Annotated in this window: 21 protein-coding genes; 15 read left to right on the forward strand and 6 right to left on the reverse strand. The window is 68.2% G+C overall.

All coding sequences use genetic code 11. The features are described 5' to 3' along the window. Positions 1-94 precede the first annotated feature (94 nt). From C5E05_RS15050 to C5E05_RS15060, 3 genes are all read left to right on the forward strand, one after another. The gene (locus C5E05_RS15050) at positions 95-1,351 is read left to right on the forward strand and encodes an ABC transporter substrate-binding protein (RefSeq protein ID WP_104239984.1); all 1,257 of its coding nucleotides are present in this window, start codon (positions 95-97) and stop codon (positions 1,349-1,351) included. Positions 1,352-1,480: 129 nt separating this feature from the next. Next, on the forward strand, positions 1,481-2,332 hold the full coding sequence (locus C5E05_RS15055; protein ID WP_201297692.1) for a carbohydrate ABC transporter permease: 852 nt from the start codon (positions 1,481-1,483) through the stop codon (positions 2,330-2,332). Continuing rightward, the gene (locus C5E05_RS15060) at positions 2,329-3,258 is read left to right on the forward strand and encodes a carbohydrate ABC transporter permease (RefSeq protein WP_104342394.1); all 930 of its coding nucleotides are present in this window, start codon (positions 2,329-2,331) and stop codon (positions 3,256-3,258) included. Before C5E05_RS15055 ends, C5E05_RS15060 begins: the two co-directional genes overlap by 4 nt. A 25-nt stretch (positions 3,259-3,283) precedes the next feature. On the opposite strand, the gene C5E05_RS15065 is transcribed toward C5E05_RS15060, so the two are convergent. Further along, the gene (locus C5E05_RS15065; RefSeq protein ID WP_104342395.1) at positions 3,284-4,120 is read right to left on the reverse strand and encodes an exodeoxyribonuclease III; all 837 of its coding nucleotides are present in this window, start codon (positions 4,118-4,120) and stop codon (positions 3,284-3,286) included. A gap of 66 nt (positions 4,121-4,186) precedes the next feature. Here C5E05_RS15065 and C5E05_RS15070 point away from each other — a divergent pair, with 66 nt between their 5' ends. The 4 genes from C5E05_RS15070 to C5E05_RS15085 are packed head-to-tail and all read left to right on the forward strand — an operon-like array spanning position 4,187 to position 6,918. Next, positions 4,187-4,891, forward strand: coding sequence for a hypothetical protein (locus tag C5E05_RS15070; protein WP_104342396.1), 705 nt, complete (start codon positions 4,187-4,189; stop codon positions 4,889-4,891). Continuing rightward, positions 4,888-5,193, forward strand: a complete 306-nt coding sequence (locus C5E05_RS15075; protein ID WP_104239989.1) for a transcriptional regulator — start codon at positions 4,888-4,890, stop codon at positions 5,191-5,193. Before C5E05_RS15070 ends, C5E05_RS15075 begins: the two co-directional genes overlap by 4 nt. A gap of 1 nt (position 5,194) precedes the next feature. Continuing rightward, entirely contained in the window at positions 5,195-6,160 is a 966-nt protein-coding gene (locus tag C5E05_RS15080; RefSeq protein WP_104342397.1) for an ABC transporter ATP-binding protein, read from the forward strand. 5 nt (positions 6,161-6,165) lie between these two features. After that, positions 6,166-6,918: an ABC transporter permease gene (locus C5E05_RS15085; RefSeq protein ID WP_104342398.1), complete on the forward strand. Its 753-nt coding sequence runs from the start codon at positions 6,166-6,168 to the stop codon at positions 6,916-6,918. A 70-nt stretch (positions 6,919-6,988) separates the two neighbouring features. On the opposite strand, the gene C5E05_RS15090 is transcribed toward C5E05_RS15085, so the two are convergent. Beyond that, positions 6,989-7,660, reverse strand: a complete 672-nt coding sequence (locus C5E05_RS15090; RefSeq protein ID WP_104342399.1) for a GntR family transcriptional regulator — start codon at positions 7,658-7,660, stop codon at positions 6,989-6,991. A 75-nt stretch (positions 7,661-7,735) separates the two neighbouring features. Here C5E05_RS15090 and C5E05_RS15095 point away from each other — a divergent pair, with 75 nt between their 5' ends. The 4 genes from C5E05_RS15095 (at position 7,736) to C5E05_RS15110 (ending at position 12,065) form a co-directional block, all read left to right on the forward strand. Then, positions 7,736-9,133: an MFS transporter gene (locus C5E05_RS15095; RefSeq protein ID WP_104305705.1), complete on the forward strand. Its 1,398-nt coding sequence runs from the start codon at positions 7,736-7,738 to the stop codon at positions 9,131-9,133. Positions 9,134-9,210: 77 nt separating this feature from the next. Continuing rightward, entirely contained in the window at positions 9,211-9,996 is a 786-nt protein-coding gene (locus C5E05_RS15100) for an HpcH/HpaI aldolase/citrate lyase family protein (RefSeq protein ID WP_104239994.1), read from the forward strand. Further along, positions 9,996-10,985: a C-terminal binding protein gene (locus C5E05_RS15105; protein WP_104239995.1), complete on the forward strand. Its 990-nt coding sequence runs from the start codon at positions 9,996-9,998 to the stop codon at positions 10,983-10,985. The genes C5E05_RS15100 and C5E05_RS15105 overlap by 1 nt, the downstream gene beginning before the upstream one ends. Positions 10,986-11,225: 240 nt before the next feature. Continuing rightward, positions 11,226-12,065 carry a DNA-3-methyladenine glycosylase gene (locus C5E05_RS15110; RefSeq protein WP_104342412.1) on the forward strand — a complete coding sequence of 280 codons (840 nt, stop codon included), beginning with the start codon at positions 11,226-11,228 and terminating at the stop codon, positions 12,063-12,065. A gap of 73 nt (positions 12,066-12,138) precedes the next feature. Here C5E05_RS15110 and C5E05_RS15115 read toward each other — a convergent pair whose 3' ends face one another. Next, on the reverse strand, positions 12,139-12,702 hold the full coding sequence (locus C5E05_RS15115; RefSeq protein ID WP_104342400.1) for a TetR/AcrR family transcriptional regulator: 564 nt from the start codon (positions 12,700-12,702) through the stop codon (positions 12,139-12,141). A gap of 5 nt (positions 12,703-12,707) precedes the next feature. Continuing rightward, entirely contained in the window at positions 12,708-13,175 is a 468-nt protein-coding gene (locus C5E05_RS15120; protein ID WP_104342401.1) for a nuclear transport factor 2 family protein, read from the reverse strand. Positions 13,176-13,304: 129 nt separating this feature from the next. Here C5E05_RS15120 and C5E05_RS15125 point away from each other — a divergent pair, with 129 nt between their 5' ends. Then, on the forward strand, positions 13,305-13,544 hold the full coding sequence (locus C5E05_RS15125) for an antitoxin VbhA family protein (protein WP_104239999.1): 240 nt from the start codon (positions 13,305-13,307) through the stop codon (positions 13,542-13,544). Further along, on the forward strand, positions 13,544-14,173 hold the full coding sequence (locus C5E05_RS15130) for a Fic family protein (RefSeq protein WP_104305708.1): 630 nt from the start codon (positions 13,544-13,546) through the stop codon (positions 14,171-14,173). Before C5E05_RS15125 ends, C5E05_RS15130 begins: the two co-directional genes overlap by 1 nt. 33 nt (positions 14,174-14,206) lie before the next feature. Here the strand turns inward: C5E05_RS15130 and C5E05_RS15135 are convergent, their stop codons facing one another. After that, on the reverse strand, positions 14,207-18,985 hold the full coding sequence (locus C5E05_RS15135; RefSeq protein WP_104342402.1) for an NAD-glutamate dehydrogenase: 4,779 nt from the start codon (positions 18,983-18,985) through the stop codon (positions 14,207-14,209). A gap of 96 nt (positions 18,986-19,081) precedes the next feature. Beyond that, complete coding sequence (locus tag C5E05_RS15140) at positions 19,082-20,122, reverse strand: Gfo/Idh/MocA family protein (RefSeq protein WP_104342403.1); 1,041 nt, start codon at positions 20,120-20,122, stop codon at positions 19,082-19,084. A 137-nt stretch (positions 20,123-20,259) separates the two neighbouring features. Here C5E05_RS15140 and C5E05_RS15145 point away from each other — a divergent pair, with 137 nt between their 5' ends. Beyond that, positions 20,260-21,693, forward strand: coding sequence for a hypothetical protein (locus C5E05_RS15145; protein ID WP_146081137.1), 1,434 nt, complete (start codon positions 20,260-20,262; stop codon positions 21,691-21,693). A gap of 213 nt (positions 21,694-21,906) precedes the next feature. After that, positions 21,907-22,716, forward strand: a complete 810-nt coding sequence (modA, locus tag C5E05_RS15150; RefSeq protein WP_104305712.1) for a molybdate ABC transporter substrate-binding protein — start codon at positions 21,907-21,909, stop codon at positions 22,714-22,716. The last annotated feature ends 7 nt before the right edge of the window (positions 22,717-22,723 follow it).

The raw sequence follows: 22,723 nt of genomic DNA on the forward strand, positions 1-22,723 counted from the left end.
AAATATTTACTCGCATAAATTGTCGGCAGATAGCGATGGAGCCATCCGCGTCCTTGCGGTCGGCCGGATCCATCGCCCACACGAAGGAATGACAATGAAGTCTCGCGCTACCACCGTCGCGGCAGCCTCCGTCGCAGCGACGCTCCTCCTCGCCCTCACCGGCTGCAGTGGCGGCTCCGCCGAATCCGGCACGACCATCGAGTTCCAGACCAACGCCTCGGTCGACTCCAAGCTCATGATCGCCCTCGAGGAAGTGACTGCCGCCTTCGAAGAAGCCAACCCGGGCGTCACGATCGACCTCGTCGCGCCCAGCTCGCAGTACGAGGCCGACATGAAGGTCAGGCTCGCAGCAGGCGACGCCCCGGACATCTTCGCCACCCACGGATGGTCGCTCCTCCGCTACAGCGAGTTCCTTGAGCCCCTCCAGAACGAGGCCTGGGCCGCCAACTTCAACCCAGCCCTCGACTCGGCCATGCGCAACGACGCCGGCGAGTTCTTCGCCCTCCCCATCGACACCGACGTCGCAGGCATCATCTACAACGCCGACGTGCTCACCGCGGCCGGCGTCGACCCCGCCTCCATCTCCACCTGGGACGACTTCGCCGAAGCCGCCGCGGCCGTCGATGCGAGCGGGATCGCCCCGATCGCAGTGTCCGGCAAGGACGGTGGCCCGGCCGGCAACCTCGCCGACTGGATCGTCGCCGGCGCCTACACGCCCGAGCAGCTCGACGAGCTCAGCGCCGGTTCGTTCGTCGACGCGCCCTACGCGACGACGCTCGACCTCATCGACGGGTGGCGCACCTCCGGCTACTTCAACCCCGACTACTCCTCGGCGACCTCCGACGACGTGTCGCGCGCGCTCGCCGACGGCAACACCGCCTTCGTCTTCAGCCAGAACCAGGCGGCCAACAACGCCCTGCAGTACAACCCAGACGCCAACCTCGGCTTCATGCCCGTCCCCTCCCTCACGGACGAAGACCCGTACCTGGTCGGCGGAGAGTTCAACGCCTTCGGCATCTCGAAGACGAGCGAGCACCTCGACGACGCGAAGGCCTACCTGGCGTTCCTCGCGCAGCCGGAGAACATCACCGTGCTCGCCGAATCCGTCGGCAACCTCCCCGGACTCACCGACGCCTCGGCCGACCTCGGCCCGCTGCAGGAGTCGTTCGACACCCACGTCATCTCCGGCTCAGCGCCGCTCGTGCCGTACTTCGACCGCGTCTACCTGCCCAACGGCATGTGGAACACGATGGTGACCACCACCGACTCGATCATCACCGGCCAGTCCAGCGTCGACCAGGCCGTGACCCAGGTCGACGCCGACTTCACCAGCCTCTGGGGCCAGAGCTGAACGGCGAGCGGATGCTGAGAGGAGATCCCCATGAGCTCGCTTGACACTGCAAGAACGCCACAGAAGCTGCCAGCCAGAGCACCAAGGGCGCGGCGGAGCAGGGGGTCCTCCCCTCTCGCCGGAGCAGGGATGAACCTGCTCTACGTGCCGGCCCTCCTGCTGTTCGCCGTCTTCACCATCTACCCGCTCGTGACGGGCGCCGCCATCTCCTTCACGAACTGGAACGGGTACAGCGCCGACCGCAGCGACGTCGGCTTCGCGAACTACACTCGCCTCTTCCAGGACGAGACGTTCCGGCTCGTGCTCATCAACACGTTCATCTACGGCTTCGGGTCGACCATCATCCAGCAGGCCCTCGGGCTCGGGCTCGCGCTCGCCCTCGACCAGAAGGTGCGCGGCCGCAACCTGGCCAGGGCGATCATCTACCTGCCGGTGCTCGTCTCGCCCGTGGTCATGGGCACCATGTACTACCTGCTCTTCCAGTACAACAACGGCGCCTTCAACGACATCGTCGTCGGGCTCGGCGGCGAGCGCGTCGCCTGGCTCAGCGACTCGGGCGCCGCGATCGCCATCATCGTGCTCGTCAACTCGCTGCAGTTCGTGGGCGTCTCCATGATCATCTACCTCGCCGGGCTGCAATCGATCCCCACCGAGCTCTACGAGGCATCCACCCTCGACGGTGCCGGGTACTGGAAGCAGTTCTGGCACATCACGCTGCCCCTCCTGCAGCCGGCGTTCGCGACGAGCATCGTGCTCAACCTCATCGGCGGGCTGAAGCTCTTCGACGTCATCGTCGTGCTCACCGGCGGAGGCCCCGGCTACTCGACCAACTCGGTCTCGACGCTCATCGGCGTCGCCTACTTCGACAACCAGAGCGCCGGCTACGCCTCGGGGATGGGCATCGTGCTGTTCCTCGTGATCGTGCTCTTCACCCTCGGGCTCAACACCCTGCTCAACCGACGACGACTGGACCGCGCATGACTGCAACGACCGTGACCGAATCGAAGGTGGAGCATCCAGCCCCACCGACCAAGCCGCCTCGCAGCGCCGGGCGTGCGCGCAGCACCGGCCGCCCGAAGCGAACGAGCCGAGCCACGGGGACGGCCCTGGGGCTCGGCGCCGTCCTCATCGTCGCCTCCGTCGTGCAGCTGCTCCCGTTCTTCATCGCCGTCACCACGGCCTTCAAGGAGCGCACCGACCGCTCCTCCCAATGGCTGTTCCCGACGACGGACATCTTCTTCGGCAACTTCGCCATCGCCGTCGAGAGCGGCAACATCCTGCGGGCCATCGGCAACAGCGTCATCGTCACCGGAGTCTCGACGGTGCTCGTGTGCGTGCTGGGAGCACTGGCCGCGTATCCGCTCGCCCGACGCGCCTCGACGCTCAACAGCATCGTCTCGTTCGGCATCCTCGGCCTGATCATGGTGCCGCCGCTGTCGATCCTCGTTCCGCTCTACACGCTGCTCAACCAGATGGGAGCGCTCAACACTTACTGGGGCGCGATCCTCGTCATGGTCACCCACCAGCTGCCGCTGAGCATCTTCCTCTACACGGCGTTCATGAGGTCGCTGCCGCAATCGGTGGAGGAGGCGGCCACCATCGACGGCGCGAACCGACTGCAGATCCTCTTCCTCGTCGTGTTCCCCATGCTCAAGCCGGTCACCGCGACCGTCGTCATCCTCACCGGCGTCGCCGTGTGGAACGAGTTCGCGATCTCCGGGTACATCCTCACCTCGCCCGAGATGCAGACCATCGCGCCCGCGATCGCCTCGTTCTTCTCGGTGCAGAGCAGCAACCTCCCGGCCGCCGCGGCGGCGTCGCTGCTCGCCGTCCTGCCCGTGTTCGTGGCCTACCTCTTCCTGCAGAAGTACTTCATCAAGGGCATGGTCGCCGGCTCCGAGAAGTAGCCGGCGTCCCATCCCGGGGCCGGCTCTAGAAGATCATCGGGCGGTCGTCGTCGAGGGAGGTCTCGAGGTCGAGCTCCACGACGACGGGCACGTGGTCGCTCGGGCCGTCGCCCTTGCGCTCGTCGCGCTCGATGGATGCATCCACGACGAGGTCGTCGAACTCGGTGTTCCCGAGGATGAAGTCGATGCGCATGCCCTCGTTGCGGGGGAAGCGGAGCTGCTTGTAGTCCCAGTACGTGTAGCCCTCGACGCCACGCGAGCGGACGGTGTCGACGAAGCCGGCCTCGAGGAATGCCTCGAACGCGGCACGCTCGGGGGCCGAGATGTGCGTCGAGTCGACGAAGGCGGCGAGGTCCCACACGTCGATGTCGAGGGGCGCGATGTTGAAGTCGCCCATGAGGGCCAGCGGGGTGTCCGGATGCGCCTGCTGCCACGTGGTCATGTCGGCGAGCAGCGCCTTCAGCCAGGCGAGCTTGTAGGTGTAGTGCTCGTGCGTGAGCTCGCGCCCGTTCGGCACGTAGAGCGACCAGAGGCGGAGGTCCTCGACGGTGACGCCGAGCGCGCGGGCCTCGAGGGGGAGCGTGCCCTCCGGGGTCGTCTTGCCGAAGCCGGGCATGTCGGCGAACGTGATCTCAGGGTCGCTCATGGGGAGGCGGCTCGCGAAGGCCACGCCGTTCCACTGGTTGAGGCCGTGGATCTCGAGCTCGTAGCCGGCCTCCTCGAACACCTCGCGAGGGAACTGCTCCGGCTTGCACTTGATCTCCTGCATCGCGAGCACGTCGATGTCGGCCCGCACCATCCAGTCGATGACTCGGCCCGAGCGGGCCCGGATGGAGTTGACGTTCCAGGTGGCGATGCGCATGCGATCAAGGCTATCGCCCAGGTATCGCGGTTGACGCAAATTAGTTTGTAATGCAAACTACTTTGCATGGAGACAAACGGAAGCTCGACCCCCGCCGGCATCACCCCGTCGCAGGACGACGAGGCAGCCCTCGCGCCGAGCGAGATGCTGGCCCTCATGCGCGAGCAGCAGCGCACCACGCGCACCCGCCTCGACCGGGCCCTCTACATCCTGCTCGCCACGTGGGCCCTCGCCTGGCTCGTCGGATTCCTCGCCCTCTGGAGTGCCGAGGACGGCGGCGGCAACCCGGCGCTGCGCATCCCGACCGCGACCGCATTCATCGTCTTCGGGGTGCTCATGGTCATCGGCATCATCGTCTCGGCGGTCTCCGGCATCTCCATGGGCCGCGGGATGCGCGGCCGCAGCAACACCGCAGGAATGCTCTACGGCTTCTCCTGGTCGATCTCGATGATCGGTGCCTGGTTCTTCGCGGCGTCGCTCCTGCGCCAGGTGAACGATCCCCTGCTCGCGCCGCTCCTCATGCCAGGCATCTTCGCCCTCACGATCGGCGTCCTCTACATGGCGGGCGCTGCCATGTCACGATCGAAAGCGCAGTTCGCGCTCGGCGCCGCGGTCATCGCCCTCGTTGTCGTCGCGACGGCGCTCGGCGCCCCAACCCACTACCTCGTCTACGGCACCGTGGGTCCGCTCATCTTCATCACGTTCATCGTGCTGCTTCGCGCGGGCATCATCTCGAGCGAGCCGACCTTGCGGGACGAGGTGCGCGCATGAGCGACACGAGCATCGACCTCGATCCGATCATCCACGCCCCTGCCCGGCTGCGCATCATGACGACCCTCGCCGAGAGCCTCGACGACGGCGACGAGATGACCTTCTCGAAGCTCCGCAGCCTCCTCGACATGACCGCCGGGAACCTCACGACGCACCTCTCGAAGCTCGAGGACGCCGGCTACGTCGTCATCGACAAGGCCTTCGCCGGCCGCAAGCCCATCACGTATCTGACCATCAGCCCAGCCGGACGCGCAGCGTTTCGCAGCTACCGGACGGCGCTCCTGAAGCTCCTCGGAGGATGACATGGACGCACAGCCCACCCGCGAACAGCGCGCCACCACGCCGGCACGATCCATCGTCGAGGTCACCGACGTCGTGAAGCGCTTCGGCCAGCACGCGGCCCTCGACGGCGTCACCCTCGACGTCCGGGCGGGGGAGTGCGTGGGTCTCCTCGGCCCGAACGGCGCGGGCAAGACGACGCTGCTGTCGCTCCTGCTCGGCCTCCGCTCGCCCACGACCGGCACGGTCCGTCTCTTCGACGGCGACCCGCTCGACGTGCGCACCCGCACCCGCGTCGGCTCGACACCGCAGGCGAGCGCGCTGCCGGAGGCCCTCAAGGTCGGGGAGGTGCTGGACTACGTCGCCGCGCACTTCCCGAGACCCGCGGCGAGGGGAGGGCTGGTGGATGCGTTCGACCTCGGCCCCCTGCTCGGCAAGCAGTGCGGCTCGCTCTCTGGCGGGCAGCAGCGTCGGCTCGCCGTGGCCCTCGCCTTCGTCGGCGACCCCGAGCTCGTGCTCCTCGACGAGCCGACCACGGGCCTCGACGTCGATGCGAGGCGCAGTCTCTGGGGTGCCCTCCGTGCCAAGCACCGCAGCGGTTGCGCGGTCATCGTCACGAGCCACCACCTCGAGGAGATCGAGCAGCTCGCCGAGCGAGTCGTCGTCATCGACCACGGCAGCGTCATCACCGACGGCAGCCTCGCCTCGGTCGTCGGCAGCGTCTCTCGGCGGCGCGTCACGATGCGCGGTGTGGACGTCGCGCGCATCCAGGCCATCGACGCCGACGCCCTCACCGAAGTTGTCGAGGGTTCGGTGTCCGGCGGGCGGACAGCGGATGCGGGGCTCGTGACGGCACTCGTCCGCGACTCGGACGCGTTCATCCGCTCGCTCGTCGCATCCGGTGCCCCCTTCACGGACCTGACGGTTCGCGGAGCCACGCTCGAGGAGGCGTTCCTCGCCATGACGCAGAACGCCCAGAACAGGAGCTGAGGACCATGTCCACTGCAGGACTCATCGCCACGCACGTCAAGTACTCGCTCATCGAGACCGCGCGCGTGCCCATCGCCGTGATCGGCTCGCTCGTCTTCCCGACGCTCGCGTTCTGCTTCTTCGTGCTGCCGCAGAGCGCCATCGTCGACGACCCGGCGTTCGCGACGCAGGCCACCGCGTCCATGATCGTCTTCGCATTCATGACCAACGGCCTCTTCAGCCTCGGCCTCGACCTGGCGGAGCAGCGGTCGAAGCCGTGGGTGCCCTACCTGCGCACGCTGCCCGGGAAGCCGTCGGCGCGCATCGCGGGTCTCGTGATCAGCACGCTGGTCATGGCCACGCTGGCGATCATCCCCCTGCTCGTCGTCGGCGGACTGTTCACAGCGGCCGACCCGGCCCCGATGCGCGTGCTGCTCGGACTCGTCGCCGTCGTGCTCACCGCGATTCCCTCCGCCCTCATCGGCGCGATCGTCGGCACGACCGCCGGCCCGAAGGCCGCCATCGCGATCACGCAGGTGCTCATGTTCCTGCTCGCGTTCGGCGGGGGCCTGTTCCTGCCGCCCTTCCTGTTCCCCGACTGGCTCGACTCGGCGTCGAAGGTGCTGCCCGTCCGCCAGGCCCGCGAGCTCGTCATCGCGACCGTCTCCGGAAGCGAGTTCCCCGTGTGGGCGCTGCTCGGCATCCTCGCCTGGACTGCGGTCCTCGGCTTCCTCGCCGTGTTCCTGTACAAGCGCGACGAGGGCCGCAAGTTCTCCTAGGGGGCCGTGGGGGAGGCCGCATGTGCACAGCGTTCTGCTGGGCAGCACCGCGTGCTGCGCCGAAGTCGGCCTAGTCCTGTGGCGTCAGCATTCCCGTCGATGACATGCCCGCCAGGACGTGGAGTTCCCAAGCTCGGAGCAGCTCGCGTGTCTGCCCGTGGGCCAGAGCCGCCTCCAGCAGGTCATACAACTCCTCGTGAGACCGGAGGAACTCGGGAGTCCCAAGACCGGACGGGTGCGGCGTCACGCTCAGCGCGAGTCGGATCTGGTCGCGCAAAGCCCCGTAGCGACTCGACAGCCGCGGCAGCCCGGCCAGGGCGACGACGCCGGCGTGGAAATCAGTGTCGGCTGCGACGAACTCCTCGGAGCTTTCCGCCGTGCGCATCTCGTCGATGTGCACGCGGAGCGAATCAACCGGGGTGCGGTTCTGCACGATGAGTCGCACGGCGAGGAGTTCGTCGGCAACCCTCAGCGCGGCCAGCTCCGGGAGGTCGGAGCGGTCGATCGAGAGCACGCGATATGCGCGATGGGTCGCCTTCTCCACCAGCCCGACTTGCTCGAGCAGCCGCAGCGCTTCGCGCACAGGCGAACGGCTGACCCCCATGCGTTCGGCGATCACCGAGTCCGGCAGCGTGTCGCCCGGCCGGAGCGTGCCGTTCAGGATCTGCTCCCTAATCTGCATCTGGGCCTCATCGGTCAGCGACATGGGTCTGATCTTCTGGAAGTCGCTGCGTGAGGCCATGTTCTTAGAGTACAGGCGACTTGCGATTGTCGACAGTACGCAATACTCTGACCTCAACCGAGCAAAGGAGCTCTAGTGTCCAACCAAGATGTCGTGGCGTCCCCAACATCGCCGGCAGACGGACTTACCCGAGCGCGATCATTTCGCGCCATCGCCGCAGCGACGGCAGGCACATTCATCGAGTGGTACGAGTACGGCCTGTACACCTACGTCGCGGGCCTGGTCATCGCGCCCCTCTTTTTCCCCGAAGGGGCGGGTTCCGTCGCGGTGCTGGCAACCTTCGCAACGTTCGCGGTCGGTTTCGCTGCCCGCCCGGTCGGCGGCATCGTCCTCGGCGCCGCTGGCGACCGATGGGGCAGGCGCCCGGTTCTGATCTTCTCGATCATCCTGATGGGAGTCGCAACGACAAGCATCGGTCTCCTCCCGCCGTTCGCCGCGATCGGCATCTGGGCACCAGCGCTCCTGGTCCTGTTCCGCCTCATGCAGGGATTCGGAGCAGGAGCCGAACTGGCCTCGGCGATGATCTACGTCAACGAATCCACTCAGCAGAAGGCCAAGGGCTATCACTCCTCCTTCCTGCTGGTCGGATCCATGATGGGCGCGATCCTCTCGCTCGTGCTCTTCACGGGACTCAGCGCCGCGCTGACCTCCGAAGCGTTCCTCGAGTGGGGATGGCGTGTGCCCTTCCTGCTCGGGGCCGTGCTCACGGTGATCGGTCTCCTCCTGCGCCGAAAGGTCGGTGAATCGCCCGAGTTCGAGCGAGTCCAGCGTGAGCGTGACGCCGGCCGGGCCCCGATGGCGCGCAGGAATCCGCTCGCGGCGATGGGGGACGCGTTCAAGGCGAGCCCGAGAAACTTCATTGCCGGTTTCCTCCTGCCATCAGGGCTGAACGTCACCGGCTTCGTCGCGCAGGCATTCGGCATCAGCTACCTCTCGGGTCAGATCGGGCTCAGCGCCGATGAGACCCTGCTCACGATCTTCGTGATGATGGGAGTCGGCGTTCTGGTCCTGCCACTCTGGGGGCGGTTGACCGACAAGCTGGGCGCCAAGCTCGTCCTGTACGCGGGAGCGATCGGCGGCATCATCCTCGCGTTCCCGTACTTCATGGCGCTCCAGACGGGAAACCTCCCGCTCATCGTGGTCGCGAGCGTCCTCATCTGGGCTGTCGGCTGGGCCGCTGGGAATGCCGCCCAGCTGATCATCCTCCCGGCCATCTTCCGCACGGAATATCGATCATCAGGTCTCACCTCCTCGCGTGAGCTGCAGGGGGCGCTGGTCGCCGGTCCTACTCCGCTGATAGCGACGGCTCTCGTCCTCGCACTCGGCGGTGCGCCGTGGCTCGTCGCCGCCATGATCGTGCTCGCTCAGACGATGACGATCGTCGGAATGCTCATCGCCCGCCCGACTCTCACCGCTGAGGAAGTGGAATCAGCATCTGCCCATCGCGGGCTCGGAGTGAAGTCCTCCGCATGATCCTCGACGTCTCACCGATGCACCGCACTCCGCGCTGCACACATCCCACCAGCACCACCAGAAAGAAATGAGCAGCAATGCCGCAGTACGACCTCCGGTCCCGTGTGCGAGACGCACCCGTGATCGGCACCACGATCCTCACCGGTTCCCCCACGCTCGTCGAAGCCCTCGCCGCGACCCCCTTCGAAGTGCTCTGCATGGACCTCGAGCACTCCGCCACGACGATCGAGCAGCTCGAGCAGCTCGTCCGTGCTGCTGACGTGCACAGGACTCCCGCGCTCGTGCGGGTGCCCGAAGTCGGTCACTACATCTCCCGCGTGCTCGACGCAGGCGCCGCCGGCATCATCGTTCCCCGTATCGAGACGGCGGCTCAGGCAGCTGAAGTCGTCGAACGAGCTCGATACGCCCCGGAGGGGAAGCGAGGAAGCGGTCCTGGCCGTGGTGCTGCCTATGGAGCCAGCCTCGCATCCCCGGACTACTCCGCCGTGACCAACGCCAGCGTCCTCGTCGCGATCCAGATCGAATCCGCGGAAGGTGTCGAAGCGGCCGATGAGATCCTTGCCACTCCTGGCCTCGACGCGGTCATCATCGGCCCGGGCGATCTCGCCCTCTCCCTCGGCGTTCGCATGGGATCGGACGAGCACTGGGCAGCCATCGATCGCGTGCTGAGCAGCGCTGCCGCCCACGGCGTCGGCACGGGCGCGTTCTGCTTCACGGTTCCGGATGCGCAGCGGTACCTCGCGAGCGGAGCACGGGTGATCCTGTCGGGTGGCGACCTGAACTGGGCCGTCAGCGGCGCGATGTCCGAGTGGCACGCTATCCAGAGCCTCTCGACCGAGGCAGAAACCGCAGGTACCCGCTGATGGCGTCCTACAAAGTGGTCCTGACCAACAGCGCTGTCCCGCTGGCCGAAGAAGCAGAGAAGGCCTTCCTCGGCATGGATGTCGAGTTCGTGACGGTGGATGCACCCACTGAAGACGAGCTGATCAGGGTTGCCGGGGACGCCGACGCGATCATCGCGTTGGCGGAGCCCCTGAGCCGCCGCGTGATCGACAGCCTCTCCCGCTGCCGATCCATCACGAGATTCGGTATCGGCCTGGATGGTGTCGATATCGATGCGGCAACCTCCAATGGGATGTGGGTCACCAACGTGCCGGACTCGAACTACCGCGAAGTGGCCGTTCACGCCATCACGCTCGCGCTCTCAGTCTCGCGGCGGATCGCCTCGCTCGACCAGGCGATGCACCGAGACGGGACGGCGTCGCTCGCTCTCGCGGCCGGAACCAGGCGACCGGATGACCAGACCTTCGGGCTGCTCGGGATCGGACGGATCGGCCGACGCGTGGCCAGCATGGCCTCGGCGATCGGATATCACGTCCAGGCCTACGATCCGGGTGTCTCGGCCGACGACATCCGAGCGCTCGGATTCGTTCCCGTGAGCTTCGACGAGCTGGTGGAGACGTCGGACATCCTCTCGCTGCACGTCCCCCTCCTCGAGTCCACGCGAAACATCATCAGCAGTGCCGTCATCGATCGCATGCCCGCCGGCGCAGCACTCATCAACGTCTCGCGAGGCGGCCTGGTCGATGAGGGCGCGCTTGCTGCTGCGATCCGTTCCGGGCGCCTCGCCGGGGCAGGGATCGACGCTCGTGAGGGCGAACCGGCCCCCATGTCGGTAACCAATCCGCTGCGTGGTCTGGAGCGCGTGGTCCTCACCCCGCATTCTGCTCACTACAGCGTGGAGTCGCTCGCCGAGACGAAGTCCAAGGCGCTCGACGACGTTGCGAGGGCACTGCGCGGTGAAAGCCCGATCTATGCCGTGAACGATCCTCTGTCACTGCGCATCGGCTGACCAGCCTCGGCGCTGAGGTGCATTGGGCAGGGAAGGCGTCGTCGGCTCAGCGGCGCCCTCCCTGCTGGCGTGCCCATCGACTGGTGGTGGCCGATGTCGGCCGCCTCCGAGTCTCGATCCAGGTGGATGGCCCTATATTTGCGATCGTTCCCAGCGCCCGTCGACGGAGCCTTTGGCCGCACGTTGACCTCCACCGAGCCCGGCGGCACTGCCATCACTCTCCACGACAAGGTCGGACACATGACTCGACTCGAGACGGTTCACGAGATCGTCGGGCCCTGGTCGCTCGCCACCAGCAAGCGCTTCTGGGAGGGGTTCGCCCCCGGCAGGCTCGCGTCCCAGACGGAGACCGCGGGCATCCAGACCACTTTTCTCTGCGATACCGACTGGCAGCGAGTGGATGCCGTCATCACCCAGGACGGGCCATCCGTCCGTATCGTGGTGGAGGGCCCGGGTGATCTGGATGCCGCGACCGAGCAAGTCCGTCGGCTGCTGTCGATAGACATCGATGCGCGCGGCTGGCCCGATGTCGCGGCGCGCGATGAGGTCGTCGCGGAAGCGCAGGCTCGGCTCCCCGGGTTCAGGCCGTGCGGTTTCTTCTCGCCATACGAGGCGGCCGTGTGGTCGGTGCTGTCGCAACGGCTGCAGATGCGCCAGGCGGTGGCGATCAAGACGCGGCTCACGCTGCAGCTCGGCGACGACGGAGCCTTTCCGTCTCCGGCCACGCTGCGGGCGGCGTCACTCACCCTGCCCGGGCGCAAGGCGGAGTACCTGCACGCGATCGCCGAGGCCGCGCTCGACGGCCAGCTCTCCGGCACCTACCTGCGCTCGTTGCAGTCGTCCGAGGCGTTCGTCCAGGTGCAGAGCATCCTGGGGATGGGGCCGTTCTCGGCCGAGCTCGTCGTGATTCGCGGCGCGAACTTCCCCGATGTCCTGCCGCGCAACGAGGGTCGACTGAGCGAGGAGGTCATGAAGCGCTACGGCCCCGACCGCTCGATCGACGAGATCGCCGAGGCGTGGAAGCCGTTCCGCTCGTGGGCAGGGGTGCACTTGCGCGCGCTGCGGGCGCTCGACGAGTAGACGATCGTCACGATCGCGTCGCCGCAGGCGCGGGCCGAACTCAGGATGAGTGACGGCCAGCGGCAGTGAGCCGCTAGCGCCTGCGCGCTGGCGATGCTGCGTCGAGAACGGTGTCGAACGCGTCGGGATCATCCAGCGCGCGGGCGAGGACGATGCCGCCCTGAATGGCAGCGACCAGTTGGAGCGCGTGCGAGCGGGGCTCCGGCGACCCCGCGGCGGCCAGGGCGGCAGTGAGCGAGTCGACCCATTCGGTGAAGTAGCCGCGCACGGCCTCATCGAACTGGTCGCGCTCGCGGCCGGTGGCGAATGCGCCGGGGAGGCACGCGCGCCGACCGGAGCGGAAGTAGGCCCGTACCTCGTCGATCATGGCGTGGATGCCCTGTCGCGCCTCCTCCGCGTTGGTGCTGGTGGCGCGCAGCGGTGTGAAGATGCGCTCGTCGAACCATGCCTGGATATCGGCGAGGACTGCCGCCGCCATCTCTTCCTTGCCACCGGGAAAGAAGTGGTACAGGCTCCCGCGGCCGAGGCTGGTCGCGTCCTGGAGGATGGCCATGCTGGCCCCCTCGTATCCGTGCTCGCGGAATGCCTCCGTCAGGAGGGGGATCACGGCTTCGCGAGTCGTCGACGGCTTGGCCATGACGCTCAGATGCCCAACTCGGTCAGCCCCGGGTGATCGCTCGGTCGCGGGCCGAGGGGCCAGTGGAAGAGCCGGTCGGCCTCGTCGATCGGAACGTCGTTGATCGCCGCGAGTCGACGACGCATCAGGCCGTGCTCATCGAACTCCCAATTCTCGTTGCCGAACGAGCGGAACCATTGCCCAGCTGCGTTGTGGGACTCGTAGACGAAGCGGACAGCGATGTGGTTCCCTTCGTAGGCCCAGACCTCCTTGATGAGCCGGTAGTCGAGCTCCCGGCTCCACTTCTCTGTCAGCAGCGCCACGATTTCGGCGCGCCCGTTCACGAACCGATCACGGTTCCGCCAGGCGCTCTCGACGGTGTAGGCCAGGGAGACCCGCTCGGGATCACGCGTGTTCCAAGCATCTTCGGCCGCTCGCGCTTTGCGTGCAGCGGTCTCTGCTGTGAACGGGGGAAGGGGTGGACGCTCGTCCATGAAAGCTCCTCGATGTCACCACCGGTTCTTTACCGATTGGTACAGAGGCTACGCTGTATCGATCGGTAAAGCCAGGATGCGGGATGGGCTGCTTGGTAGACTTGGAGCCCACTGAGCGAGAGGCTCGAGATGGCCGTCGAATTCGACATCCAGAAGCGTTGGCCGGAGCTCTTCGCCCCGCTGAGCGCACAGCAGCGCAAGATCGTCGTGAACGCGCTCGCCTCCAGCTGGCACGAGGGCTGGGTGCCGAATCGCGAAGACGTCGAGAACCTGACTGACCTGCTGCGCGGAGCGATCGACAAGGCCGAGTACGACCGTCGAGTCGCCGGTGCGATCGAGCGCACGCACGCGCACGCTGCCGCGAGCTGATGGCGGCCGACTGCGCCGCCTGGGATTCGTACCTCTGGGAGCCGGGCGGTTCCGTGCTGCGCAACCTCTTCGGGCTGCGGGACAAGGCCGATCTGGCGAGGGCGGAGTTCGCCGAGGCGAATGCGCAGCAGGCGCTCGTCGAAGAGGGTCTGCTGTCGATCCCGAAGACATACGACGCTGCACACGTGAAAGCGCTCCACAGGCAGCTCTTCGGGAACATCTACGAGTGGGCAGGGGAGTACCGCACGGTGCCCATCTACAAAGACCAGTTCGGGTTCGCGGAGCTCGACGACATCCCCAGATACCTCGAGGACGCCGCCCGGATCATCGACGAGCTCGACTGGTCGGAGCTCGACATCGACCAGTTCGCGGCCGCGGCTGCCGAGGTGTTCGCGTACGTCAACCATGCGCATCCGTTCCGTGAAGGCAACGGGCGCGCATCGAAGCTCTTCATGCAGCACGTCTCGGAGCTGAGTCGCTTCGAGATCGACTACGACCCCGCAACGTCAGGTGTCACGGCTGCCATGTGGAACGAGGGATCACGATTCTCCGGTCCCGATCGCTTCTCCTACGAGCCGGTGCCCGACTCGCTCGTGCCAGTATTCCGCGCGCTCGCCGCTGAGCGGTGAGGGCCGGCGTCGAGGCCGGACCCGCGCCCGCGGTCAGCGCACGAGCGACCGCAGGCGCCGCAGCGCGACCGACAGCGTGGCGAGACCTGTGTCGTCGCCAGCGTGCACCGCATCCGCAGCCTCGTCGAGCGCGCGGGTGGCGCTGGGGCCGAGCTGGCTGATCCACGCGTCGATGCGCGCGGTGTGCTCGGCCGGCGCGGTCTGCGTCATAACGGAGGCGGCGAGCTCGATCATGACCGCGTACAGGTCGTCACGCATGGCGGCGCGCGCCATCGACCCCCAGCGGTCGTCCTGCGGCAGTGCCGTCGCCCGCACGAGCATGTCGTCGAAGCTGACGCGCGCCGACAGCACGTAGTAGAGGCCGACGAACTCCTCGAGGTCCCAGCCGTGCTGGTCCGCGCGTTCGATGATGTCGAGCAGCGGCATGAGCTCGAGGAGGCCGGCCCCGCGCAGCGCAAGCGCACGCGGGACGGCGGCATCTTCGAACTCCTGCACGCGGGCGTCGAAGCGCTCGCGTTCCTCGCCCTGCTGCAGCTCGCCCATCCGGCTGGCAAACTGCGCGACCGGGCCGCTGAACCGTTCGATCTCCGCACCGACGTCGATGCTGTCGGGCCGGTGCTGCACGATCCAGCGAGTCGCCCGGTCGAGGAGTCGACGGAAGCCGAGGTACAGCTCGGTCTGGATGGACGCCGGCACGAGGTTGTCGGTGGCCTCGATCTCGACGACGAAGCCGCGCAGGTCGAAGATCTCCCGGGCGGCGACGTAGGCGCGCGCGATCTCCTCGCTCGTTGCGCCCGTCTCATCCTGGGCGCGGTAGGCGAAGGTGATGCCACCGCGGTTGACCATCGAGTTCACGACGGAGTTCACGATGATCTCCTGGCGCAGCGGATGCGCGTGCAGGTCGTCCGCGTACCGCTCGCGAACCTCGGCCGGGAAGTACTCGGCGAGGGTGTTCGCGAACCACGGGTCCTCGGCGAGGTCGGTCTCGGCGAGGTCGCTCTTGAGCGCGAGCTTCGCGTAGGCGACGAGCACCGAGAACTCGGGCCTCGTGAGGCCGCGTCCCTCGTCGATGCGGCGCCTGATCTCGGCGTTGCTCGGCAGGAACTCGAGGTCGCGGTCGAGCTCGTCGCGTTCCTCCAGCCACGTGATGAGCCGCTTGTGGGAAGGCAGCATCTTGGCGGCGTTCGAGCGCGAGTTGCCGAGGAGCACGTTCTGCTCGTAGTTGTCGCGCAGCACCTGCGTACCGACCTCGTCGGTCATGGCGCGCAGTACCTCGTTGCGGGCGTCGCGGTCGAGGCGGCCGTCGCGTTCCACGGCGCCGAGGAGGATCTTGATGTTGACCTCGCGGTCGGAGGTGCCGACGCCAGCGGAGTTGTCGATCGCGTCGGTGTTGAGGCTCACCCCGGCGAGGGCCGCCTCGATGCGACCGCGCTGGCTCACGCCGAGGTTGCCGCCCTCGCCGACGACGCGCAGCCGGAGCTGATGGCCGTCGACGCGGACCGCGTCGTTGCCGCGGTCGCCGATCTCCGCGTTCGTCTCGTCACTGGCCTTGATGTAGGTGCCGATGGCGCCGTTCCAGAGGAGGTCGACGGGGGCGAGCAGTACGGCCTTCTTCAGCTCGAGCGGGGTCAGGCGCTGCGCGTCGGCGTCGAGGCCGAGCGCTTCCCGCATCTGCGGCGTCACCGGAATCGACTTCTGGGAGAGCGGGAAGACGCCGCCGCCCTCCGAGATGACGCTGCGGTCGAAGTCGTCCCACGAGGAGCCGGGGAGGTCGAAGAGCCGCTGACGCTCCACGAACGTGGCCGCCGCATCCGGGGTCGGATCGACGAACACGTGCCGGTGGTCGAACGCCGCGACGAGGCGGATGTGCTCCGAGCGCAGCATGCCGTTGCCGAACACGTCACCCGACATGTCGCCGACGCCCACGACCGTGAAGTCCTGCGTCTGCGTGTCGTGGCCCAGCTCCCGGAAGTGCCGCTTCACGGACTCCCACGCGCCGCGGGCGGTGATGCCCATGCCCTTGTGGTCGTAGCCGGCCGAGCCGCCAGACGCGAAGGCATCCGCGAGCCAGAAGCCGTACTCCTCGGAGATGCCGTTCGCGATGTCGGAGAACGAGGCCGTGCCCTTGTCGGCGGCGACGACGAGGTAGGAGTCGTCCCCGTCGTGGCGCACGACCCGTGGCGGCGGCACGATGTCGGTGCCGTCGCGGTTATCGGTGATGTCGAGGAGCCCGCGGATGAAGGTGCGGTAGGCGGATCGGCCGCCCTCGAGCCACGCGCCCCGGTCGCTCGGCGCGGGGAGCTGCTTCGCGAAGAAGCCGCCCTTCGATCCGGTCGGCACGATGACGGCGTTCTTCACCATCTGCGCCTTCACGAGGCCCAGTACCTCGGTGCGGAAGTCCTCGCGCCGGTCGCTCCAGCGCAGCCCGCCGCGGGCGACGCGGCCGAAGCGGAGGTGGACGCCCTCGACCTCTGGCGAGTAGACCCAGATCTCGGCCATGGGGTGGGGCTTCGGGAGGCCGGGCACGCGGGTGCAGTCGAGCTTCATCGACACCCACGACTTGGGCTCGCCCTGCGCATCCACCTGGTAGAAGTTGGTGCGCCAGGTGGCGTCGACGATGCCGATCATGGAGCTGAGGATGCGGTCGTAGTCGAGGCTGGCGACGTTGTCGAGGGCCTCCTGGAGCTGCTCGGCGAGCGCGGCGAGCGCCGCTTCTCGGTCGCCGGCGAAGTCCGGGTCGAACCTCGTCTCGAAGAGCCGCACGATATCGGCGGCGATGACGGGGTTGGCGATGAGGGCCTGCTCGATGTAGTCGACGGAGAACGTCGTGCCGACCTGCCGCAGGTACATGCTGATAGCGCGGAGGATCACGATCTGCCGCCAGCGCAGCCCGCCAAGGAGGACCAGCGAGTTGAGGCGGTCGCTCTCCGCGGCCCCCGACCAGACGGCGCTGAAGACCGACTCGAGCTCGGCACCCCACTCGGCGTCGTTCCACACGGACGCGCTCGGCGCGGTGAGCCCGAAGTCGGAGATGTGCAGGTTGCGCCCGTCCGGCAGGGTAACGACGTACGGGTGCTCGTCGACGACGTCGACGCCCAGATCGGTGAGGGTGGGGAGCACCATCGTGAGCGGGTACACGTCGTGCGACGCGAACGTGAAGTAGCGCTTCCCGGGCTCGTCCTCTTCCGGTGCGTAGAGGTGCACGGCGAAGGTGGTGTCCTCGTCGAGCTGCTCGAGGAGGGCGATGTCCTTCACCGCGTCGCTCGGGGGGATGTTCTCCTTGTATCCCTCGGGGAAGGCCGAGCCGTAGGTGCTCAGGATCTCGGCTGCCCGCTCCTCATCGTGGTCGAGGTGGAGGGCGTCGACGAGCTCCTCATCCCAGCCGCGGATGGCGCGCTCGATGCGGGGCTGGATGTCCTGCTCGGAGACCTCTGGCAGGTGCACGCCCTTGGCGGCGCGCACGACGAAGTGGAGTTGGGCGAGCGGGGAGTCGCCGACCTTCGTCGCGTGATCGACCTGGCTCGCGTCGAAGGCGGTGCGGAGCTCCTGCTCGATGCGGAGGCGCACGGTTGTGTTGTAGCGGTCTCGCGGCAGGTAGATGAGTGCGGACGCGAACCGGCCGAACTCGTCGCGGCGCAGGAAGATGCGGTAGCGCCTGCGCTCTCGCAGCCGGCTGATCTCGGACGCGACGGCGTGGAGGTGCTCGGTGCTGTCCTGGAACAGCTCGTCTCGCGGGTACTGCTCGAGGATCTGCAGGAGGTCCTTGCCGGAGTGGGAGTTCGGCGCGTGGCCGGATGCGGCGAGCACGGATCGCACCTTGGCACCCACGATGGGCAGGGTGAGCACGGAGGCGGCGTAGGCGACGGACGTGAACATGCCGAGGAAGCGCAGCTCCCCGGTGACGTTGCCCGCTTCGTCGAAGCTGCGGACGCCGATGTAGTCGAGGTACACGTCGCGGTGCACGGTGGCGCGGGAGTTCGCCTTGGTGATGGTGAGGAGTCGCGGCTCGCGGGCGGTGCGCTGGGCCTCCGGGGTGAGGTGGGTGGTCGCGGTGGACGGTCGGCGCAGGATGCCGAGCCCGGTGTGCGGCAGCGGGCGCAGCACCTCCTCGCCCCGCTCATCGGTCTCGAGCGAGTACTCGCGGTAGCCGAGGAACGTGAAGTTGTCTTCCGCGAGCCAGGTCAGGAACTCGACGGCGGAGGTGACCTCGCCGTCGTCGACGCTCGTGGGCGGCTCCGTGCGCAGGTCGGTGACGAGGTCGAGGCAGGCTCGGCGCATGGGCCGCCAGTCGGCGACCGCGGTGTGCACGTCGTCGAGCACGTGCTGCAGCCGGTCGGCGAGCTCGTCGCGGCCTTCCTCGGTGGGGATGCGGTCGACCTCGAGGTGGATCCACGATTCGAGGGTGCCGCCGTGGGCGTGCATCTCGAGCAGCTCGCCGGCGTCGTCGCGGCGCACCGAGACGACGGGATGCGCGAGCAGGTGCACGGCGAGGCCCTGGCGCGCGATCGCCGCAGTGACGGAGTCGACGAGGAACGGCGCATCCGCGGTGCAGATGTCGACGATCGTGCGCCGGGAGCTCCAGCCCTCTTCCTTGAGCGTCGGCGTGAACACGGCGATGAGGGTATCGCCCGTCTTGCGTCGTGTGGCGAGCCGGCGCATGGTCGCCGCGGCGCCCACGATGTCGCGTGGCTCGCGCGTGGCGATGTCGTCGGCGTCGACGTCGTCGATGAGCCGTTCGAGTCCGGTCCGCAAGCTCGGCTCGATGTCGTCGAGCGCCTCGCGCAGTCCGGTGAACTCGGTTCCGTGGATCATGCTTCCCCCTTCGCAGGCGAGCCCCCATTGGCCCGCCGTCGCACCCCGTGCCTTGATGGTAGCGGGGTAGCGGGGTGGAGGGGTGAGGGGTGCGGCTCAGATCTCCACGGTGAGTCCGGTGCGCGCGCTCTCGCGTGCCGCATCCAGGATCTCGACGGTGTGCACGGCCTGCTCGATGGGAACCGGGGGAGCGGACTCGCCCCGGACTGCGGCGAGGAGCATCCGGTAGTACTCGGCGTAGTCGCCGCGCGCGGACGGGATCTGCTGGCTGCCCTCGGTGGTGTGCAGGGTGCCCCAGCGCGCTTCGGCCTCGACTCCCCAGCCGGCGGCGGCGGATGCTGGGCGCAGGCCGGCATCGATCTGCGCCGTCTGCACGTCGTCCATGCGCGACTCGTAGGCGCCGAGGTCGCCGTACGCGATGAGCTCGCGGCCGTCGAGGTGGTTGATCTTGCTGGAGGCGACGCGGGTGAAGACGCCGTTCGCGTGGTGGAGGGCGACGTCGAAGCCGCAGTCGACCTCGACGCCGTCCACCTCGGTGATGTCGAGGTGGGCGCTCACGCGCTCGACGGGGCCGAAGAGGAAGGCCATCTGGTCGACGAGGTGGCTGCCGAGGTCGCGCAGGAGTCCGTGGGCTGGGCCGGTCTCGAGGGTGCCGGAGTCGTCCTGGTCCATGCGGGAGGAGACGCGCCAGATGTCCCCGAGCTGGCCTTCGTCGATGACCTGCTTGAGCGTGACGAGGTCGGTGTCCCAGCGGCGGTTCTGGTAGGCGGTGAGGATGCGACCGCTGCGCTCCGCGGCTGCCTGCAGCTCGCGCGCTCCCTGCGCGGTGGGCGCGAAGGGCTTGTCGGCGACGACGTGCGCGCCGCGCTCGAGGGCTCGCAGGACGAGCTCGCGGCGTGTGTCCGGTGGGGTGGTGATGACGACCGCGTCGACGCCGGCGTCGAGGAGGGCGTCGAGCGAATCGAAGGCTGGCACGCCCGGTGCCTCGGTGGCGAGGATCGCGCGGCGTTCCGCTGAGCGGGTGACGACGCCGGCGAGCTCCCAGCCCTTGACGGCCTGGATGTAGGGCACGTGGAAGCGGTGGCCGCCAGCCCCGTAGCCGACGACGCCGATGCGTGCGGGGGTGGACGCGCTCATGGTGCTCTCGATTCTGCGCTGCTGTGATTCGTTCTAATGACAGGACAAGGCTACGTCAGGGGTGCCCGGGTGACAACGGCTCGCCTGTCGGGGGTGTGGTGTTGAATGGGCGCAGACAGTGACAAAGGGGTGCGACCGTGGTGGAGAGCAAGAACGGGTACACGCCGCCGGCGGACTACAAGGCGCCTGACTTCGTGCGGCAGTGGGCCGACACCGCGAGTCGCGGCGCAGACCGCATCGAGCAGGAGCGCGAGCAGCGGGCGAGGGACGCCGAGCGGGCCGCCGCGCAGCGCGCGCAGGACGGACAGCGTGCCCTCGATCAGACGTCGCAGGACGCCCAGCGCTCGGCTGGCCAGTCGGCGCGGGATGCGCAGCGCGCGGCCGAGCAGTTCGCCCGCGATGAGGGGCGCGCCGCGACGAGCACCGCAGCGCGCGCCACGTACGACCTCGACCGGCTCGGTGAGGGGGCGAAGCGCGGCCTCGCCTACACGCACGGCGGCTCGCAGGACGCCCTGCGGCGCGGGTCCGGGCCCGCGTCTCCCTCGGTGTCGGCTCCCTTCGAGGCGGCCGACGCACCGCAGCCCACCACCGCGGGGCAAGCCCCGCCACCCCCACTCCCGCCGGCGCCGTCTGGTCGCGCGGCTCGCCAGGGTGGCAGGCCGACCGGCAATCAACCCGGGCTCAAGCCGGGCCTCGCCGTGGGTGCCGGCGTCGCCGCGATCGTCGCGGCCCTCGTGGGCCTCTGGTTCGGGATCGTCTTGGCTCTGATCTTCGCGGCCCCGTCCATCAGGCGCGGCTTCCGCTCGGGCGCCAAGGGCGTCGCCGTCTCGATCCTCGCAATCCTCCTGTTCGTGGTGGCCGCCGGCATCCAGCTGCTGCAGTTCGCCTCCGACTCGCGGGAGAGCTCTGCCGCCGAGAGCAGCGCGACGTCGACGCCGGTCGGGTTGGAGGGCGACGCCGTCGTGACCGATCCGGTGCCAGAGCTCACGCTCGAGCCAGGGGTGCCGCTCAGCGGATACGGGGAGGCGAACATCGACGTCCTGCTTCCTTCCGGCGCCGGAGAGCTCGCGGTGCTGGAGGTCGTCGACACCATGGGCGACGTCACCTTCCTGGTCGCGAACCCGCAGGCCACGGAGGACGTGGAGTTCAGCAGCGGCATCCCGGGGGACACCACGCAATGGCTCGTGAACACGGCTGGTGCGGACGCCGCGGCTCGGGGCGAAGACCCGACGCCCGTGGCCACCAACAGCATCCAGGTCATCTCGGGTGGCGTGTGGGAGATGACGCTCTCCGCTGTCGACGTCCTTCCGACGTTCGATGCGACCCTCTCCGGTGAGGGCGCCGGTCTGTACCTCTATACGGGGGCTGGCGGGGAGGCCGCGATCAGTGCCGGCGACTACGGGAAGCTGCAGATCACCACGCACGGGGCGACGCCCGAGCTGACGCAGGTCGAGCTTCCCGAGACCGTCTCGCGCACCTGGCAGCCGGGTCCGATGGTGGTCGAGGTCGAAGAGGCGAGGCGCATCGACGGCACCCCGCAGCCCTGGAGCATCCAGGTCGCACAGCCCTAGGGGTGGTCGTGAGGTGCGGGGTGTCGTGCGTGGGTGCTTTCGGCCGGCGTGCCCTCGGGTCTCCGGCAGGCACGGCAGAACCGCAGCTGCGGCAGTAGAGTTGGCTTCGTGGCGCAAATTCGGGCCCTGGGTCAAACTGGTTCCTCAGATCCAGGATCACTCAGAAGCTCCCGTGCCTCGATCTTCGAACCACTGCCCGAAAGGTCTCGACACATGACCCCCACCAGGAAGATCGCGGCGACGCTGCTGACGGCGGCGGTTGCTCTCAGCCTCTCGGCCTGCGCGGGCAGTGGCGCCCCCGCAGCTCCCGCCGCGGAAACTGCCCCGGCGAGCGCGTCCGCCCTCGAGGGATCCATCACGGTGTTCGCGGCGGCGTCGCTCAAGAGCACGTTCACGGAGCTGGCCGACGAGTTCGAGTCGAGCAACCCGGGCGTGACGGTCGAGCTGAACTTCGCCGGTTCCTCCGACCTGGTCACCCAGATCACCGAGGGCGCCCCGGCCGACGTGTTCGCCTCGGCCGATGAGAAGAACATGGCGAAGCTCACGGACGCCACCCTCATCGCGCCAGACGCTCCGGTGGATTTCGCCACCAACGTGCTCGAGATCGCGGTCCCGCCGAGCAACCCGGCCGGCATCGCCACCTTCGCGGACCTCGCCAAGCCGGAGGCGAAGACCGTCGTCTGCGCTCCCCAGGTGCCGTGCGGCGCCGCGACGCTCGCCGTCGAGACGGCGACCGGTGTGGACATCACCCCGGTGAGTGAGGAGTCGTCGGTCACCGACGTGCTGGGCAAGGTCACCTCCGGAGAAGCGGACGCCGGACTCGTCTACGTCACCGACATCATCGCCGCAGGAGACGCCGTCACCGGCATCCGGTTCCCCGAGTCGAGCGAGGCCGTGAACACCTACCCGATCGCCCCGGTCGCCGCGTCGACGAACCCCGAGGTCGCCCAGGCGTTCATCGACTTCGTCACGGGAGCAGTGGGCCAGGACGTGCTCGCGACCGCCGGGTTCGGCCAGCCGTAGGAACGCA

This window comes from Pseudoclavibacter sp. AY1H1, from assembly GCF_002931055.1.
Taxonomy (GTDB): domain Bacteria; phylum Actinomycetota; class Actinomycetes; order Actinomycetales; family Microbacteriaceae; genus Pseudoclavibacter.